The organism is Saccharolobus solfataricus (assembly GCF_900079115.1).
Lineage (GTDB): Archaea > Thermoproteota > Thermoprotei_A > Sulfolobales > Sulfolobaceae > Saccharolobus > Saccharolobus solfataricus.
This window is the reverse complement of sequence record NZ_LT549890.1, coordinates 976869-992607: the sequence shown is the minus strand read 5'-3', so window position 1 is coordinate 992607 and position 15739 is coordinate 976869. Positions and strand designations below refer to the sequence as shown.

At 35.9% G+C, this 15739-nt stretch carries 22 protein-coding genes; 8 read left to right on the top strand and 14 right to left on the bottom strand.

What is annotated here, in order from left to right:
• Positions 1-29: 29 nt before the first annotated feature.
• The 5 genes from SSOP1_RS05725 to SSOP1_RS05705 all read right to left on the bottom strand — a co-directional run bounded on the left by SSOP1_RS05725 (position 30) and on the right by SSOP1_RS05705 (position 4311).
• Complete coding sequence (locus SSOP1_RS05725; protein WP_009989759.1) at positions 30-1136, bottom strand: CoB--CoM heterodisulfide reductase iron-sulfur subunit A family protein; 1107 nt, start codon at positions 1134-1136, stop codon at positions 30-32.
• Between the two features lie 57 nt (positions 1137-1193).
• On the bottom strand, positions 1194-2507 hold the full coding sequence (locus SSOP1_RS05720; protein WP_009989758.1) for a CoB--CoM heterodisulfide reductase iron-sulfur subunit B family protein: 1314 nt from the start codon (positions 2505-2507) through the stop codon (positions 1194-1196).
• A 207-nt stretch (positions 2508-2714) separates the two neighbouring features.
• A complete protein-coding gene (locus SSOP1_RS05715) occupies positions 2715-3557 on the bottom strand; it encodes a 4Fe-4S dicluster domain-containing protein (protein WP_009989757.1) in 843 nt (280 codons plus the stop codon).
• Between the two features lie 68 nt (positions 3558-3625).
• Positions 3626-3868, bottom strand: a complete 243-nt coding sequence (locus tag SSOP1_RS05710) for a sulfurtransferase TusA family protein (protein WP_009989065.1) — start codon at positions 3866-3868, stop codon at positions 3626-3628.
• An 11-nt stretch (positions 3869-3879) separates the two neighbouring features.
• Positions 3880-4311 carry a DsrE/DsrF/DrsH-like family protein gene (locus SSOP1_RS05705; RefSeq protein WP_009989756.1) on the bottom strand — a complete coding sequence of 144 codons (432 nt, stop codon included), beginning with the start codon at positions 4309-4311 and terminating at the stop codon, positions 3880-3882.
• Between the two features lie 157 nt (positions 4312-4468).
• On the opposite strand from SSOP1_RS05705, the gene SSOP1_RS05700 reads away from it, so the two are divergent.
• The 4 genes from SSOP1_RS05700 to SSOP1_RS05685 are packed head-to-tail and all read left to right on the top strand — an operon-like array spanning position 4469 to position 7109.
• Positions 4469-4870: a DsrE family protein gene (locus SSOP1_RS05700; protein ID WP_009989755.1), complete on the top strand. Its 402-nt coding sequence runs from the start codon at positions 4469-4471 to the stop codon at positions 4868-4870.
• Between the two features lie 10 nt (positions 4871-4880).
• Positions 4881-6221 carry a dihydrolipoyl dehydrogenase family protein gene (locus SSOP1_RS05695; protein WP_009989754.1) on the top strand — a complete coding sequence of 447 codons (1341 nt, stop codon included), beginning with the start codon at positions 4881-4883 and terminating at the stop codon, positions 6219-6221.
• Positions 6184-6552 (top strand): hypothetical protein, encoded by a 369-nt coding sequence (locus tag SSOP1_RS05690; RefSeq protein ID WP_009989753.1) that lies wholly within the window; start codon positions 6184-6186, stop codon positions 6550-6552. The genes SSOP1_RS05695 and SSOP1_RS05690 overlap by 38 nt, the downstream gene beginning before the upstream one ends.
• Positions 6549-7109, top strand: a complete 561-nt coding sequence (locus SSOP1_RS05685) for a thioredoxin family protein (RefSeq protein WP_009989752.1) — start codon at positions 6549-6551, stop codon at positions 7107-7109. The genes SSOP1_RS05690 and SSOP1_RS05685 overlap by 4 nt, the downstream gene beginning before the upstream one ends.
• Here the strand turns inward: SSOP1_RS05685 and SSOP1_RS05680 are convergent.
• Positions 7069-7404, bottom strand: coding sequence for a PIN domain-containing protein (locus SSOP1_RS05680; RefSeq protein ID WP_009989751.1), 336 nt, complete (start codon positions 7402-7404; stop codon positions 7069-7071). The two genes, SSOP1_RS05685 and SSOP1_RS05680, sit on opposite strands and share 41 nt — an antisense overlap.
• 49 nt (positions 7405-7453) lie before the next feature.
• Here SSOP1_RS05680 and SSOP1_RS05675 point away from each other — a divergent pair, with 49 nt between their 5' ends.
• Entirely contained in the window at positions 7454-8713 is a 1260-nt protein-coding gene (locus SSOP1_RS05675) for a DUF1641 domain-containing protein (RefSeq protein ID WP_009989750.1), read from the top strand.
• Here the strand turns inward: SSOP1_RS05675 and SSOP1_RS05670 are convergent.
• The 5 genes from SSOP1_RS05670 to SSOP1_RS05650 are packed head-to-tail and all read right to left on the bottom strand — an operon-like array spanning position 8678 to position 13490.
• Complete coding sequence (locus SSOP1_RS05670; RefSeq protein WP_009989749.1) at positions 8678-9715, bottom strand: histone deacetylase family protein; 1038 nt, start codon at positions 9713-9715, stop codon at positions 8678-8680. The two genes, SSOP1_RS05675 and SSOP1_RS05670, sit on opposite strands and share 36 nt — an antisense overlap.
• On the bottom strand, positions 9660-10499 hold the full coding sequence (locus tag SSOP1_RS05665) for a DUF8155 domain-containing protein (RefSeq protein WP_009989748.1): 840 nt from the start codon (positions 10497-10499) through the stop codon (positions 9660-9662). Before SSOP1_RS05665 ends, SSOP1_RS05670 begins: the two co-directional genes overlap by 56 nt.
• Before the next feature lie 2 nt (positions 10500-10501).
• The gene (locus SSOP1_RS05660) at positions 10502-11557 is read right to left on the bottom strand and encodes a radical SAM protein (RefSeq protein WP_009989747.1); all 1056 of its coding nucleotides are present in this window, start codon (positions 11555-11557) and stop codon (positions 10502-10504) included.
• Entirely contained in the window at positions 11554-12459 is a 906-nt protein-coding gene (locus tag SSOP1_RS05655; RefSeq protein WP_009989746.1) for a radical SAM protein, read from the bottom strand. The genes SSOP1_RS05660 and SSOP1_RS05655 overlap by 4 nt, the downstream gene beginning before the upstream one ends.
• Positions 12456-13490 (bottom strand): lipoate--protein ligase family protein, encoded by a 1035-nt coding sequence (locus tag SSOP1_RS05650; protein ID WP_009989745.1) that lies wholly within the window; start codon positions 13488-13490, stop codon positions 12456-12458. The genes SSOP1_RS05655 and SSOP1_RS05650 overlap by 4 nt, the downstream gene beginning before the upstream one ends.
• 107 nt (positions 13491-13597) lie before the next feature.
• Here SSOP1_RS05650 and SSOP1_RS05645 point away from each other — a divergent pair, with 107 nt between their 5' ends.
• Together SSOP1_RS05645 and lrs14 (SSOP1_RS05640) are read left to right on the top strand one after the other, a co-directional pair.
• Complete coding sequence (locus SSOP1_RS05645) at positions 13598-14062, top strand: CoA-binding protein (RefSeq protein WP_009989744.1); 465 nt, start codon at positions 13598-13600, stop codon at positions 14060-14062.
• A 32-nt stretch (positions 14063-14094) separates the two neighbouring features.
• Positions 14095-14430, top strand: a complete 336-nt coding sequence (gene lrs14 / locus SSOP1_RS05640; RefSeq protein WP_009989743.1) for an Lrs14 family HTH-type transcriptional regulator — start codon at positions 14095-14097, stop codon at positions 14428-14430.
• Here the strand turns inward: lrs14 (SSOP1_RS05640) and SSOP1_RS05635 are convergent.
• Positions 14413-14679 carry a sulfurtransferase TusA family protein gene (locus SSOP1_RS05635; protein WP_009989742.1) on the bottom strand — a complete coding sequence of 89 codons (267 nt, stop codon included), beginning with the start codon at positions 14677-14679 and terminating at the stop codon, positions 14413-14415. The genes lrs14 (SSOP1_RS05640) and SSOP1_RS05635 overlap by 18 nt on opposite strands.
• A 47-nt stretch (positions 14680-14726) precedes the next feature.
• Here SSOP1_RS05635 and SSOP1_RS17375 point away from each other — a divergent pair, with 47 nt between their 5' ends.
• Positions 14727-14894, top strand: coding sequence for a hypothetical protein (locus SSOP1_RS17375; protein ID WP_014511620.1), 168 nt, complete (start codon positions 14727-14729; stop codon positions 14892-14894).
• An 11-nt stretch (positions 14895-14905) separates the two neighbouring features.
• Here the strand turns inward: SSOP1_RS17375 and lrs14 (SSOP1_RS05630) are convergent, their stop codons facing one another.
• Together lrs14 (SSOP1_RS05630) and SSOP1_RS05625 are read right to left on the bottom strand one after the other, a co-directional pair.
• The gene (gene lrs14, locus SSOP1_RS05630; protein WP_010923198.1) at positions 14906-15283 is read right to left on the bottom strand and encodes an Lrs14 family HTH-type transcriptional regulator; all 378 of its coding nucleotides are present in this window, start codon (positions 15281-15283) and stop codon (positions 14906-14908) included.
• A gap of 78 nt (positions 15284-15361) precedes the next feature.
• The gene (locus SSOP1_RS05625; RefSeq protein WP_029552522.1) at positions 15362-15727 is read right to left on the bottom strand and encodes a hypothetical protein; all 366 of its coding nucleotides are present in this window, start codon (positions 15725-15727) and stop codon (positions 15362-15364) included.
• Between the last annotated feature and the right edge of the window lie 12 nt (positions 15728-15739).

The window sequence follows — 15739 nt, the reverse complement described above, 5'->3', positions numbered from 1 at the left end:
CCCTTACGTAATCAATGTTTAAAAAAATGTTAATGATGTACCACCTTCATCTCCGCAGTTTTCTTTGCGAAATCCGACTCTTCCCATATTCCATGCGTGATATATTCATAAGCTTTCATTGCTGCTGCATATCCCTCAGTTATGGAATCTGAAATAGTCTTAGGCCCAGTTATTGCACCAGCTAAGAATATTCCTTTCTTAGTTGATTGGACTGGTAATCTATCTGGATCTAACGGCTTAACGAAACCATGCTCTTCAAACTCCAATCCCAATATCTTAGCCACTTGTTTTGAACCCAATCCAAGCTCCATTCCATTAGCCAATATTACCATGTCATAAGGCACAGTCAGCGCCCTATTCAAGTTCATCGTATCTTCTCCCTTTATTATGACAGTGTCGTTAGGACCTCTCATGAACTCTGAAATTCTACCTCTAATATAACCAACCCTGTAATCTAGTTGCGATTTCCAGTATAATTTGTCCTCCATTAGACCATAAGTTCTTATATCCATGTAGTAGATGTGAACTACCGCATCTGGAATCCTCTGTTTGATCTCCATAGCTTGCTTTATTGACACAGCACAACATACTCTTGAGCAATAAGTATTTCCTACAGTAGCGTCTCTAGAACCTACACATAATAATATTGCAACCCTCTTAGGCGGAGTTCCCTTTGTGGTAACTAGCTTATTCTCGTGAAGCATACCCTCTATGTCAGATATTTGGTATATGTTGGGAATTATACCATAACCGTATTCATACTTCCTTCTAGAATCGAAGTGCTCAAAACCAGAAGCTGCAATTATTGCATTAGCTTTCTCCACCTTTACTTTGCCATTCTTATCTTTAATACTTATTTCAAAGCCGTCAGAGGTGTTTTTAGCAGCATCAACTATGCTTTCCGTGTAAATCTTAACATTACCGTTCTCTTGGACAGTTTTTACTAATGGATCGATAACCTCAGAAGCTGGTCTTAGCTCGGGGAATAATAAACTATACTTTAACCTCTTGGGCGTACCACCTAAGAACGGTTCTCTCTCAACAACTACAACATTAACTCCCATATTCGCTAGTTCCTTAGTAGCTGAGAGACCCGCTGGCCCAGCACCTATAACCAAGACTGATTTACTTGCCACTTAATCACCACCTTTTATTAAGTAAATTTAATTTAAAAAACTTTGCTTTTACTGTATTTACTTTGGAACCTCCTTCTTGTACCATTTTACTCTATCTGGAAGTGATAAGTAGAAGTCAATCTTTCTATGCTTTGGATATAAGTATTGTGGTTCCGTCTTACCTTCTCTTAGATCTTGTAGATATTGTACGAACTTCTCTTTATAATCATCAACCGGAACACCTATCTTTCTTAAGAAACCTTCTACATCTGTCGCGTGCCAGTGAATTTGAGCAATTATATATGGATCAGCGCCCATTGCTAAAGCTGCAAATTGCGCATCAGCTAATACTGGTAAGTTATAATTGAAACCATGAGCCTTTCCAGCCCACTGACTCTTATCTAAAGTAGTAACACACCCAGTATCTGAGGTTACAAAGATATCAGCATTCCCTTCCTCAACTGCTGGTATAACCTTCTTAAATAGTGCGAAACTTCTACTGAATTCCCTCTCTGTTAGGATATGTCTAAATCCGAATCCACAGCAATCCCACCAGGTTGAGTAATCCACTAGTTTAGCGCCGAAATTCTGTACAGTTCCAGATGGGGCTGCTGGTCTTCTACCTTGGAATACTTCGGGATCGTAAACAGTATCCTCTGGAACTAACTTATAAACATGACAAGGAGTATGTACAGCTGCCTTAATATTATCTAGATTGTATTTCTTCTGCTGTGCAGCTTTCTTGCTCATTACATATAACCATTCAGAATAATGAACTACCTCTTCTGGTATTACAATGTCCATATCCAGTTTTCTCATGATTGGTCTAAGTTTGTCTCTTATCTCTTTGTGTAATATTATCATGTTTCTAACTTCTTTATAATGACCAAATGATGTTCCGCAATGTATTAATGGGAAGTAACCCGTTTCATAAGCTCTCCACATGTTCCTTACATATACTCCTGCCAAGGCTACGGGGTTGGAGGCACCAGACGCGTGATAATTCCATCCAGTACACGATGTTTGATGCGGTTCATCTAGGTAATCTATTTCTAACTTATTCATTACCCAGAAAACAGAGGTTGGATAACCGGGTATGTGGCCACACTGTCCACAACTCTTATGATGCCATAATTTTGTTGTGGGTATTTTCTTTGGAGATCCGTTTAGTGTTTGGGCTTCTACTGGGTTATTGTAGGGCTTAATATGGTGTATTATAATTTCGCCCTTATCTTCTAATTTATACATTTCCTCTTTAACATGTTCTAGTCCATGAGGTGTGCTATACCTATAAATTATTCTCTGATAAACCTCATTCCAGTCAACATCATCTGACATTGGGAAGGCTTCTCGAACTTCCCTTTGTATTTGTTTCTCATCTTGACTCAACATTCCACCTTATTAATATTAGTTATTTCACATTTATAAACTTTATTTTAAAACTTCTTTCTAACAAGAAGAAAGAGTAAATATAATTTTTATCGCAACTTGAGGTAAAAACGTTAGTTACAGATACAACCAACTCACTCTTAGTATTATGATACAGTTTATATAGTAACGAATTTTACAGAAAAAATACTTTCATTAGGAAAAAGTATACTATAACTCTAACCAACTATCAGGTAAATCCTCTTCCTTTAACTCTCCTTTCTCCCACTTCTCCTTGATCTCCTCTAATTGTTGCTTCCTTTCCTCATATATATCCATGATCATATCATATAAGTCCTTATCGACGTTCTTTAAGGAATCAAGAACTCCTGCTTCTACAAATATAGTCATCATTTCAACAGCAGTCTGTAATGAAGCGTGCCAGCCTATATCAGTCCTTTGTAAAAGATCCACTGGAACTGCCTTCCTATACACATCCATATTCTTAGACTCCTCTACAGCTTGTGGTCCCCAGTCCGGGAACGCATCGGGTTGGATCATATCTGGTGTAACCTGGTTGCCCGTTGTAATTACTGTTAATAAGACTCTTCTATAAGGAGCTAATACTTCCTTAGCTGATTGTAAACCAAACTTTACAGCATATTCTCTTAATACCATTATCAAACCAGCGATCTCATTATTAAATGGACATCTCATTGAGCAAGTGTAGCATTGTACACAGGCCCAAACTTTCTTATTTACAAACTCCCATATCTTGTCTACTTCATCCCTCATCATGTACTGTATCATTTCCCTAGGACCGAAATCGTAGAATTTTGCAGCAGGACATCCCGAGGTACAAACACCACAGTTCAAACATCCTCTTAAATACTCATTATATCTGAAATCGCTTTTAACAGCTTCCCAAAACTTTACTGCAACTTCTCTTTCTTCCGGTTTTAAATTACTTAGCAAGTTCCTCTCTTCCTCTGGTAGTGGGGCTTGAACATCATATGACATGTCTAGAAATCTTGGATCATCAGGAAGAGGAGGTAATATAGTTTTAGTAGCCATTCCATTTCACAATTAAATAGAAGAATTAGATACTTATAAACTTTGTTAAAAAAGAATTCTGGCTTAACTTATTTCACTCTTTTAATTAATATTCTCGTTACTCCTCCTTGTTGTTGTATATCTACTATTTGATTTCCAGTCCTTCTAGCCCAAGCCTCAATATCTGGCTTAGCTGCTGGATCAGTAGCCAATATTTCTAAAACCTCACCAACATTTATTTGTTTAATTGCCTTAGCTGTCTCCAAAACTGGACCAGGGCAATACATACCCCTAGCATCTAACGTTTTCGCAATCCTAACCTCTTGAGACACTTTCTCTCACCTCAAATGAATAGAGTTGTTCCTCCTTCTGCTCTGTCTAAAAACGTTGCAACACCAACTACATCATCTACAAATTCCGCTAAGTCTTCTCTCTTTATTCCGAAGAATTCCATAGTGGTTGAGCACGCAAACACTTTAACTTCTCCAATTTCCTTAGCCTGCTGTACTAGTTGATGCCACATTGGGTATTTCATTTCTTGCATTTTTTGCATCATTATTGGACCCATCTGTTCGTAGTTCTTATCAATTTGAGGTGGTTGTTGGCTATTTAGGCTCCTTTTCGTGATTGCTTGTAATCCCCAAAATGTGAAGAACAAGTTAACTTCGTATCCAGATGCTGCAGCACCTGATGTTAAAATTCCAACTGGCATTAACTTATCTATCGTACCAGAGAAGACTATTATGGATAATTTCTTCTTCTTTTCTTCAGCCATATTTTCACCATATTTATTTTTGCATTTAAGTTATTTAAGCTTTATCCTTTTCATTTATTTTAATTATTTCCTATTTTCTGCAACCTATTGGAAGAGAATAATGGTTTAATAAAAAATTTAAGTAAGTTCTTTAAGAAGTTATAATTGGGAATAAAATATGGCTCAAGCTCAAACTCAGGGTCAAGAGGAAGAGCAAAAGAAGAAGATATTAATCGTAGTAACCCATGGTCCTGAGGATTTAGATAGGACATATGCCCCATTATTTATGGCTTCAATATCTGCCTCAATGGAATATGAGACTTCAGTGTTCTTTATGATAAAGGGGCCAAAATTATTAGATAAGAAATGGCAAGAGGAAGAGAGGAAAAAAGGCGGAAATCCATTTATACACTTCTTCGATATGGCAAAAGAAAATGGAGTTAAAATGTATGTTTGTGTACAAAGCCTAAAGGATATGTGCCATATGAAAGAGGATGATGTAGTGGAAGGCATAGAACTAGTCGGAGGATCTACATTAATAGATCTGACATTGGAAGCTGATAGGACATTATTCTTCTAAATGACCTAGCATGAAATATGATATCGTAATAATTGGCGGTGGTACTGCCGGTTATGTTGCTGGAAGCATATTAGCGAGAAAGGGCAAGAAGGTACTAGTTGCCGAAAAAGAGAAATTTGGTGGAGTTTGTGTAAACTTCGGCTGTGTACCAAGTATTTTTCTTTTTGATGCAACCTTTTTATTAAATAGATTTAAAGAAATTGTGTATTATATAGGCTTAGATGGTGAAATTGAATATAAAGATCTCCTTTTCAGTAAAAGAAACGAAATTATAGACTACTTATCAAACGCCGGAAGAAAGCTAATTGAAGATTCGGGCGGTGAAACTGAGTTAGGTGAAGTTGAAATAATTTCTCCTAGTACGGTAAAGGTAAATGGGAGAATTGTGGAGTTCGATAATTTAATCATAGCTACTGGTTCTAAACCGATGGTACCAAGTATTAATGGCATTGAAAATACTTTAAGTGAAGATGATGCGGTTAATTTGAATTCAGTACCTTCTTCAATGGTTATTATTGGCGGAGGCTATGCAGGAGTTGAGATAGCTCAAATGTATTCCAGATTAGGGTCACAAGTTACCTTATTGTCCAGAAGTAAAATTTTACCAACATTTCCAGAGGATGCTAGAAGTATTATAAAGGATTCCTTGGAATTCGATGGAGTAAATATAGAGGAAAACATTAGAATAGTGAAGATTCATGATGGAAAAGTGATTACGGAAAAGGGTGAGGTAGAAGGAAACGTAATAGTGTATGCCACAGGGAGAAGACCGCAATTGCCTAAGGGTATTGAAATACTTGGATTGAGTATTAATGAATGTGGGATAGTAGTTGATAAGTATAGAAGAGTAAAGAACAATGTATACGCAATAGGTGATGTAATAGACAAAGAGAGAAAAACTGCACATTCAGCAATTTTAGATGCAGTAATTGCATCACTACATATCCTTAAGGACGCAACATTTCTTCCCCTAATAGATAATCTTAAGATACCCCAAGTGTTATATACTGATCCTCAAGTTGGTATCGTAGGTAACGATAAAGAGGCTAAGGAGTTTTCTGTTTTTCCGTTTGCTGCAACTACCAGAGCAATTATCAATGGATTTAAGGATGGGTACGTTAAACTAGGAATAAATGAGAGAAATGAGATAGTTTTTGGAGAAGTAATTGGCGATAAGGCTGAGGAATTAATCAATATTTTAACGTTAGTAGTAAATAATAGAATAAGAATCGAGAGTTTAGCGCTAATGTCTTTTGTTCACCCTTCATTCTCTGAGGCCATAGTTAATGCAGCGAAGGGCTTTTTTGATTTAGATGTGGATAAATATAAGAGTAAAGATGGGAAAACTTGAGGATTATTTAAAGAAGAAGGGATTTTCCCTAGTTAATGAGGGAAAAAGGGAAAGAGTGGTAATGGATGATTATGAGTTTTTTATTGAGAACTTAACTATATTGTTACCAATTCCATTGCCCACTGGTAAGGAGAGTTTGGATGATCTTATAGGAATGGGAACAAGATATGCTAGAGCATCTAGAATCTCTCAAGGATTAGGAGCACCACTAGAATATGAATTGAATGGTACAACCATTTATATTATTAAAAGGTTTCAAAATAGAGAAGATTTAGAAAACTCAATTATTAAGTCACTAGAAGGTATAGAAAGTTTGAGGTATTTCATATGAGCTATGATTACGTTATCAAGGAATATCTTAACGCGATTAAAAAGGGAGATATAACAATACAGCAATGTAATGGAGATAGTTTATTTCACGAGTTTAAAAATTACGTTAACGTTGAAACTCTAAATAATTGTAAAAAACCTCTTGTTAAAGTTAAGAGGGGAGATAGGGTTTACTATACTTATTATGGTATTCCGATAGCAAATGAATTATGGCCGTTTCTTAACTCATTGGTAAGAATCTCTAATAACGTTGTTAACCTAGATGAAAGGGAGGTGGAATTAGCAAAGCAAGTAAGAGGAAGCGTTAAATTGTTTGTAACTCCAGATTGTACTAAATGTCCAATTACCGCGGAGTTCTTATATCAAGTTTCTCAGATAAATGAAAATGTTAAACTGGAGATATATGACGCAACAGAGTATGAAGAGGAAAGAGACAAGTATAGGGTTTTAAGTGTGCCTAAAATCATATTTAACGATAAGGTGGAAATCCCAGGGGGATTCCCTTCAACTGTGATACTTAAGATGATGCTAAAAGCTCTTCAATCGGAATTGCGTTAACCCCAAGCTCTTTTGCTTTGTTTATAACATCCTTGTCTTCTGCTATAAGTAATGCATTTAACTCAAAGGCAACCATTATTGCTTCAGACTCATATTGTGGTAGATTTCCTACCTTGGGAGGTTTGTGAGAAAAGGCTCTAACTATTACTCCACGATCTAGTGCGCTATCAATATCTATACCGCTCTTTATCGCAAAAGAAACTCCTAATGTTGTAATAACAAATTTGTAATTCTTATTTGAACCCAGTATTTCTTTTAATTTTCCGAAAGCGCTTGGCGAGATAACTGCAAACATATTAAATATATATAAACATGCTAGATTAATTAATTTAGGGTATAGTAGTATGAGTGTATCAACAGTAGATCCACTTGAGGAAATATTAAAACCGGAAAACTTAAGTAGGTTATCCAAGATAGTTGACGCATTACCTACAATAGAGAAAGTAACTGATAAAATAACAGAAATGGATAAAAAAGGTCAAGTGGACTTCTTACTCTCATTATTTGATCAAACAGTTTCCATACTTGATGCTGTACAGAAGGCAGACCTAATAAACACACTCATCTCATTCGGAATGGATCAACTACCAAAAATACAAGCAATATGGCCAATACTAGAAAAACTAACAAGCGAAAGGGCTTTGCAATTACTATCGCAGATTGATATAGACTCTACTCTTACCGCGTTAGAGAAATTATCGCCAATAATTAAGAAGCTAACTGACGAAAAAGTGTTGAAAGTAATTGATCAGATAGACTATGATTCTTTAATAGATAGTACTTCGAAGTTAGTACCTATTTTATCTAAACTTGCAAATGAGAGGACTGTTAAGACTATTGAAGCCCTAGATATTGATATGTTACTTAACTTAGCGTCAAAGATGGCTCCTACGCTAAACAAATTTGCGTCATTAATGGATCAGATGTCTAGCAAAGGCCAAGTCGACATGTTAGTTAACTTAATGGAGCAAGGAATATCGCTACTTGATGCTGTACAGAAGGCAGACCTAATAAACACACTCATCTCATTCGGAATGGATCAACTACCAAAAATACAAGCAATATGGCCAATACTAGAAAAACTAACAAGCGAAAGAACCCTTAACTTAATACAAAGTTTAGATCTGGACTCAATGTTCAACGCGTTAGAAGCACTAACGCCAATAATGAAACAGCTAACAAGCGATAAGGCAATAAAGATCATTCAACAATTCGATATTGCTTCTACACTTGGCGCCTTAGAGGCAGCAATGCCACTATTAAAGAAACTAACTGACGAAAAAACTGTTAAGATAATATCTCAAATAGACGTTAACTCGTTACTTATGCTTACAAACAAACTAGTCGAAATGCAGAAGTCTGGTAGTTTGGATAGACTAATGCAGTTATTGGAAATAATTTCTGATCCACAATTCGTTAACGGACTGGTTACAGTCATGGATAAGTTTTCTAAGGCCTTTAAAGCTTGGGTTAATGACATACCAAACGCAAGACCAGTCGGAACTATGGGCTTATTGAGAGCTACAAGCGATAAAGATGTCAGTTATGCTTTAGGATTAATGCTTGAACTAGCTAAAGAAGTTGGAAAGAGTTTTAAATCTTGAAATAATTTTTTCTATTCTTCTTATTTTTCCTATATCCTCAGAAGATGTAAGCGGTTCATAAGAAGTTCTTCTGCCTAACAATCCTTCTAAGAACGAAACCATACTTAAGGACGACATTGGACCATATCCCCCTCCACCGTAAGCAATGATACTAGAATTTATGGTCTTCTTTATTCTTCTTATCCTAAGACCTAATAGGTTATAGGAATTAGTTGTTAGGTCTAAGGATTTTAGCTGATCATTTTTATGACCATCTACTCCAGCTACGACTAGAACATAAGAAGGATTATAAAGTTCTAATAAGTCTAATATTTCTAGACTTTTCTCAAAAATATCATCCGTTGATCCTAAAGGTAAAGGAATATTTATGTTATACCCCCTACCCTTCCCCTCGCCTATTTCATCAATCTTCCCAGTTCCAGGGAAAAAGTTACCATCATATGCGTAAATATTTATCTTTAAAATTGGTTTATCATATAGTATGAATTGTAAACCGTTGCCATGATGAGCGTCCACATCCACAATAGCAACCCTTTCACCCTTCTCTAATAGTTTGAGAGCTGTTATTGCAACATCATTTATCGGACAAAACCCTACTGCTCTATTAGGCATTGCGTGATGAAATCCGCCTAGAGGAATATAGACGTAATCCAAGAATTTAGAATATTTTATGGCAGTAAATGAGGAACCTAATACTAGTAGTATATCTTCAAACATCCCTGGATAATGAACAGTATCACCTTGATCTAAAAATCCTATATAGGGAATCTTACTGCTCTCTTCGAGTAAACCAATGTAATCCCTTGTGTGAACAACCATCAAATCCTCTTTAGTAGCGTATTCTGGCCTTATTTCTACAAAAGAGACTTTTTCCTTAGCTAATTTGATGAAATCTCTTACTCTAGCCTTAGATATATCCCTAATCATGGGGTGAGAGAAAGAGATTTCAGTAAATCTTTGATCCCAAACGATCCCTAACGAATTCTGATATGTCAATCTCATCACCTTCACTCAAATTAACATTGTTTAAAAAGAATCTAATCATAGGATAACCATTATGAGATAAGACAATCTCCATAAACGCAAAACCACATATAGGTTTATTTACGAGAACCTTGAATGACGCATCTTCTTCCCAATTTCTCAATAAGTTCTTCCTACCTTCAAACAAGAGGTAAGTTTTACGTCTAACCGCTAAGTATCCTAAATTTAGGTCATAAAGTGATAGTTGACCGGTGAATCCGCCAATAATTCCACCATAGCATGCATATGGTAAACTCGCATTTAATAGCCCTCCACAGCAACCTAATCCTCTAAGCTTCCCAGCTTCCGCAAAATCTTTTATTATGACATCGAAAAACTCCTTGTCCTTCTTATGCACTATACCGATTTTAGAATCTCTATAATTTGAAATCTTAGGAAATCTTATTGTAATACCTTCAATATGGGCGTGAGGAAAATCACCTCCAGTATAAGGCGTTTGAAGGAACTCCCCTATTACTCGCCCTTCTTTAACGTATTCTCCCTTCTCCACCCACGGTAAAACGTGAAGGACTTTAATAATTCTTTGATTTTCACTATTAATTAAGATCATATAGTCGTAATTTATAGTAGAGAACCTATTTGGCCGTCCTATTTCAAATCGCACTATGTCTACGACCTCACCTTTAACCGGGGAGTAAAATACTTCATAGTCTGGAGATGAGATATCTATTGCCTTAACTCTAACATGTGAAGGAAAACCACTTGAAAAATAGCTTATTAAAGAGCCATCCTTTATGAACATTTTTACCTTACTACTTTCTTTATTAAGGAATCTAATCTGGAAGCTTTAATTGAACGTAAAGTCATTTCTCTGTCTAGATACCAAGGAACGTTCTTTAATACTCTACCTGGCCTCTCATTGGAATATGGTCTGTTACAACCTGGACATCCACTAGTCATAAATGCTGGGGCTAATTCATTTAAGGTTATATCGGACGGTATTTCTACATCTATTAGTTCTCCCTTGTCGTCAAACTTGAACGCATTAATATCGACAATATCATTTTCAATCAGCCATCTAGCTATTTGCATCCTTCTATAGACGTGAACTGGGACTGGTTTTCGTTTTTCCATTGGAGTACCAGCCTCTGGATAAAACGCAAAGAGTGAAATTTTAGCTCCCCTACTATGAGCGTACCACATAAGGTTGACTGCGTCTTTCTCACTCTCCCCTAAACCTATTATTAAGTGAATACCAGCGTTCTTTTTACCAAATACTTCCACAGCTTCATCTATTGCCTCTAAATATCTCTTCCATGAGTGCATGCTTCTAGCTTTCTTACCCCTTAGCTCTTCAAACACCTTCTCATTTGCCGCGTCTATTGCAACATCAATCATATCAGCTCCAGCTTTCCTCATTTCAATCATGTGATGTTTGAAAGTATAAGTTGCTGTAACTAATTCTGAAATTTGTAGCTCAATCCCCGCATTTCTTATCCTTCTCGTTATCTCTATGGCATCTGGAGATGCCCTAGGATGGGCCAATTGTCCTATACATATCCTTTGAAGACCGTATTCTGGATTGCCTTGTCTCTCATAAATTCTCTTTAATACCTCATTTAGAGGTCTAAGTGGCCATTCTACCCTTATTAACGTTTTACATTCTGGACCATTGGCGACCTCTCTAGCTTGGCCACAATATGAGCAATTTGCTTTGCATCCATCTGGGTAATATTGCAACAGATTTATCGTGGTATTCAGAGCTCCCTTTAAAAACACTCCAGAAGAAAAACCTAAGACCATATCTGCGCCAAAACTTAGTCTTACCCAATCTGGACTTGAAATTAGACGTAATGTCATGAGGTTATCACCTTAAATATATCAAAAACTATATTACCACAACACGCATTACTTAAAAATATTTCCCTCTTACTTTTTGCGTATTCGTACGTTTCGTCTTCGGGAAAAGCTATTGCGTCAATATCGTAATCCACAGCGAACTTCTCGACTTCAAGATACGACTTACCCCTAGGCCTTGCGCAACCTAAGTTTATCGGAATATTAGGGAAAGTATCTCTCGCAGTTCTTAAGGCGACTATAATCTCCTCTGGAGTCGGAGGTCTAGATGCATTCATCTGTGTTCCAACTAATGGCATTAGTCCAACGATTATTAGCGCATCAGGATTAACTTCCTGAAGCAGTCTTATTGACTCTAAGTCACCTTCTAAGCCCTTTTTGCTCAATCCTAATATCACATGAGGAACTATTTTTATATTAACCTTTTTTAGATATTTAAATGAATTAAGATAGTCATCTACGGTAAATGGTTGCCCTAAAATATCTTTAATTGCATCATTATCGGATACCATATCTAACAATGCGATTTTCACACCACTTTCCTTAAATTTCCTAGCTATTTCTTCGTTTTTAACTACACCAGTGTGAGCTATTATTGTAAGTCTATCGGAATATCTCTTCAATAAATTAGAATACCTCCATATCGGAACATCTCCTCTCGATGTAGAACCACCAGATAGTATAATTCCCTCATCTCCTCTACTAATTGCTTCCATAATTTCTTTCTCAATTTTACCTTGAGTAGAACCGTCAATCATTGATTCTAATACTCGCCTACCACAATGTTTACAGTTAAATGCACAATAAGTACCCGTAACAGATATTGATTTCCAACCTTTTCTAGAATCTAAAAACTCACTCTCATACCTCTTTAAATTGGGAGCATAAAGGAATAATGGCCTCACCTTACCACCTCTTCTATTATTTTTATGAGATCATCAGCAGTTATTCCAATTGCCTTCACACTGTTAAACCACGTTCTGATTTCGTTTTCTAAATCTTCAACTCTACTCCATTTCAATCTAGCTTCCAAATCATATATGGCAGTTCTCGGTTCTATGAAGAAATCACCAGTTACTAGTACAGATTCTATTAGATTTTTACTGACCATTTTAACTTGCACCTTAACCAGTCCACCTGGAAGTTTCCTTTCTACGTATCTTATATCGTCCCCAATTAATGGTCGCCTTAAGTTAAATATCCATTCGGGCGATGAATACTTTAACGCTAATTCTTGTATGGTCTTCTTTTCAAATTCATTGTAGTAGTCATCCGAAAGCTTTATCCCTAGCACTTCAGCAAAGGAATCTCTAGAGATTTTTATTAATTCTTCCATATCAAGTGAGCGTTTTAATTCCTTATTAACCCACGTTAATCGGTCCTTAAAATCTCTGGCTAGTTTGTCCTTAAGTTTTTCAGAAGATAACCTAAGAACTGAAATCATCGCGTCCACATCAAAATCTAGTAGAATTGTTCCGGTAACTGCAATGTAATTACCCTCAGAAAATGCTCCGATTCCAGAAATCTTCCTCCCGTTTACCTCTACATCATTCTTTGGCCTAAAAGATGCTTTTATACCCAACTTGTCTAGTGCCCTAATAACGCCTTCAGCACCAATTTTTATTGCATTTTCTGGAGTATACCCTAATAGATCATTGTTTGCGTAGATTTCCCAACCCAATTGCCATGGGCCCATTATAATTGTACCTCCCCCAGTAGGCCTTCTACCTATTTCCCAGCCTCTTTTTTTCACCTCTTCTATATTTACTTCTTGCTCAACCGCTTGATGATAGCCTACAAGAACTGCTGGAGGATCAAATATTACAAATCGTAAAATTGGTTGGGAACCATTAGCGACTGATAAAAGAAGAGCTTCTTCACCTGCTAGTATATGAGCTTGACTATTTCGTTCAATTAAGAACCTTAATTCTCTCATTCCTAAATGCTTTAGTTAACTTAATATAAAAATATTTCTCTCAAATCCTCGAAAAACATTAAATTGATATAGAAAAATTTAAAAGCCAAAAAATACTAGTAAATTTTATGGAGAACGAAGAGGAAGTCATAAAGGAAGTTTTACTTAAATATAAAAATATTGCAACTGTTGGTTTCTCCAAAGACCCATCCAAGGCAGCTTTTCAAGTGCCTAAGTTTTTAATGGATCATGGTTATAATGTCATCCCAGTAAATCCATCCGCGAGTGAAATATTAGGTAAAAAGTCTTATCCCTCAATTCTCGACGTACCAGATAAGGTAGAAATTGTTGAGATATTTAGACCATCAAATGAAGTACCTAAAATTGTTGATCAAGTTTTGGAGAGAGTGAAAAAGGTTGGCGATGTGAAGGTAATATGGATGCAGGAAGGTATTAGAAATGATGAGGCTGCGGAAAAGGCCAGAAAAGCTGGACTTGTAGTTATCCAAGATAGGTGTATGTACAAGGAATATATGAAAAAAATATTTAATGTAAATAATCCTCCCCCAGTATCATCCTTAAAAAATAGTTAAAGTTTTAATACTAGAAAAGATAAAATAAGTTTATGAGTTTAAAACTTTCAGAAAGTAAAGAGGTAATAAGATGTTGTTATAAAATATCAGATACTGATGTCGAGTGTCTATTTAAATTAGTTGAGCTTAACAGACCGATTTCCGCGGAAGAGTTAGCTTCGATAATGAAACTCAGCAAAACTACCGTTGAAAATAGTCTGAAGAAATTAATAGAAATAGGGTTAATAGTCAGGAATAAAGATGGAGAAGAAGGTAAGAGAATAGGAAGACCTAAATATCTATATGCGGTAATACATAATGCTGAAACTAAAATAAAACAAGACTTGACTAACTGCGCTTCTAAAATATTGTCAGCAACCTCCAGTTAGTTCAATTTTTTTAGGTTTTTCAGAACTACCACTTTCTTTTTTAATATGCATGAAAAATACTCCATTATTTTGCGAATCCTCAAGAACCTTACAATTCATTAACTTCATAGCCTCTAGTAACATTTCTCTGCACTTAGGATCCTTATACCTGATCTTAAGTTCTCCATTTTCTATCTTCATTAGTTTAGCAACTACCTTCATAAAGGGCTCCGGGCACTCAAGCGGAGTTAAATCCATTTCTTCAATCATAGTCAAAGAATTAACGTTATAAAGATAAAAAATTTTATTTTGACAGCATGAAGGTCGTATGCCCAGTATGCAATAGGCTATTTGAAGCTGAATGCACACCCTATACTACTGATCATAGTAACATTAAGTATTATTTCGACACCGAAATATGTATGTTAGCTTTTTTAAGAGAACCAGATAGATTTACGTTTAAATGTAAGAAAAACGAAGATTAAAATAAATTTACTTACTTTTCTTTCAATTCTTGTGGTATCACGCTAGAGAATAAGTCAGCACAATATTTGAAATCATTTGAAATCTTCGTGGTAATTCTATCCGCATCTATAGGTTTGTATATATATCTTGGCCTACCTCCCTTCGATGATGAGTCCTTTACCCTATCTACAAAACCCAAGGAAACTAACTTATTTACCGATCTATTTATTGAAGCCTTACTTAAATGAAGCATTTCAGCTAGTTCGTCTTCAGTCTTTGGTCCACTATTTAGTAATGTCTTTAACACCTGGAAGTCCGTATCTGAAATATCATAGCAGAAATTTAGTGCGTCTACTAATCCAACTTCTTTTCCAGATGGGAGCCTAACTCTTATATTCTCTACTTGCATATGAATATATCAGAAAAAACGTATATATAAATCTTTCCTTATTTTAGCAAAAAAAGTTAACGTGATTTTTTGGAAATTCTACGTCCATAAACCCTTATTCATATCCTCCATTTTAGTAGCCAATGCTATTTGAAAATATCTAAATACCTCCACAGTAAATCTCAAAGCGAGTTGATCATCCATTTGCTGAATCTTATTTAGTAAATCGTTTACAAATCTGGTCATATCGTTAAACGTAGTCTTTTCCATTGTGTACTGATCTAACCTTAATATCTCTATTATTTCATTTTTATCTTTAGCTTGCTTTATTTTCTTATAAATTTTAAGAACAACTCCCTCTCCATCTTTCCCAAAGAGAGCATCTTGTGGATTCCTCAACCATCTCGCATAAGTGGCAGCTAACTTCTTAGCCTCATTCTCAATTGACATATTCTTATATTTTATTCAGAAATTATA

Excerpts from the sequence above, each read along its gene's own strand:
- SSOP1_RS05670 (WP_009989749.1), bottom strand. The coding sequence starts at position 9,715 with ATGAGATTGACATATCAGAATTCGTTAGGGATCGTTTGGGATCAAAGA.
- SSOP1_RS05680 (WP_009989751.1), bottom strand. The coding sequence starts at position 7,404 with ATGTTTGCAGTTATCTCGCCAAGCGCTTTCGGAAAATTAAAAGAAATA.
- SSOP1_RS05685 (WP_009989752.1), top strand. The coding sequence starts at position 6,549 with ATGAGCTATGATTACGTTATCAAGGAATATCTTAACGCGATTAAAAAG.
- SSOP1_RS05650 (WP_009989745.1), bottom strand. The coding sequence starts at position 13,490 with ATGAGAGAATTAAGGTTCTTAATTGAACGAAATAGTCAAGCTCATATA.
- lrs14 (WP_009989743.1), top strand. The coding sequence starts at position 14,095 with ATGAGTTTAAAACTTTCAGAAAGTAAAGAGGTAATAAGATGTTGTTAT.
- lrs14 (WP_010923198.1), bottom strand. The coding sequence starts at position 15,283 with ATGCAAGTAGAGAATATAAGAGTTAGGCTCCCATCTGGAAAAGAAGTT.
- SSOP1_RS05660 (WP_009989747.1), bottom strand. The coding sequence starts at position 11,557 with ATGACATTACGTCTAATTTCAAGTCCAGATTGGGTAAGACTAAGTTTT.
- SSOP1_RS05700 (WP_009989755.1), top strand. The coding sequence starts at position 4,469 with ATGGCTCAAGCTCAAACTCAGGGTCAAGAGGAAGAGCAAAAGAAGAAG.
- SSOP1_RS05695 (WP_009989754.1), top strand. The coding sequence starts at position 4,881 with ATGAAATATGATATCGTAATAATTGGCGGTGGTACTGCCGGTTATGTT.
- SSOP1_RS05665 (WP_009989748.1), bottom strand. The coding sequence starts at position 10,499 with ATGTTCATAAAGGATGGCTCTTTAATAAGCTATTTTTCAAGTGGTTTT.
- SSOP1_RS05705 (WP_009989756.1), bottom strand. The coding sequence starts at position 4,311 with ATGGCTGAAGAAAAGAAGAAGAAATTATCCATAATAGTCTTCTCTGGT.
- SSOP1_RS05675 (WP_009989750.1), top strand. The coding sequence starts at position 7,454 with ATGAGTGTATCAACAGTAGATCCACTTGAGGAAATATTAAAACCGGAA.
- SSOP1_RS05635 (WP_009989742.1), bottom strand. The coding sequence starts at position 14,679 with ATGATTGAAGAAATGGATTTAACTCCGCTTGAGTGCCCGGAGCCCTTT.
- SSOP1_RS05715 (WP_009989757.1), bottom strand. The coding sequence starts at position 3,557 with ATGGCTACTAAAACTATATTACCTCCTCTTCCTGATGATCCAAGATTT.
- SSOP1_RS05690 (WP_009989753.1), top strand. The coding sequence starts at position 6,184 with ATGTGGATAAATATAAGAGTAAAGATGGGAAAACTTGAGGATTATTTA.
- SSOP1_RS17375 (WP_014511620.1), top strand. The coding sequence starts at position 14,727 with ATGAAGGTCGTATGCCCAGTATGCAATAGGCTATTTGAAGCTGAATGC.
- SSOP1_RS05720 (WP_009989758.1), bottom strand. The coding sequence starts at position 2,507 with ATGTTGAGTCAAGATGAGAAACAAATACAAAGGGAAGTTCGAGAAGCC.
- SSOP1_RS05645 (WP_009989744.1), top strand. The coding sequence starts at position 13,598 with ATGGAGAACGAAGAGGAAGTCATAAAGGAAGTTTTACTTAAATATAAA.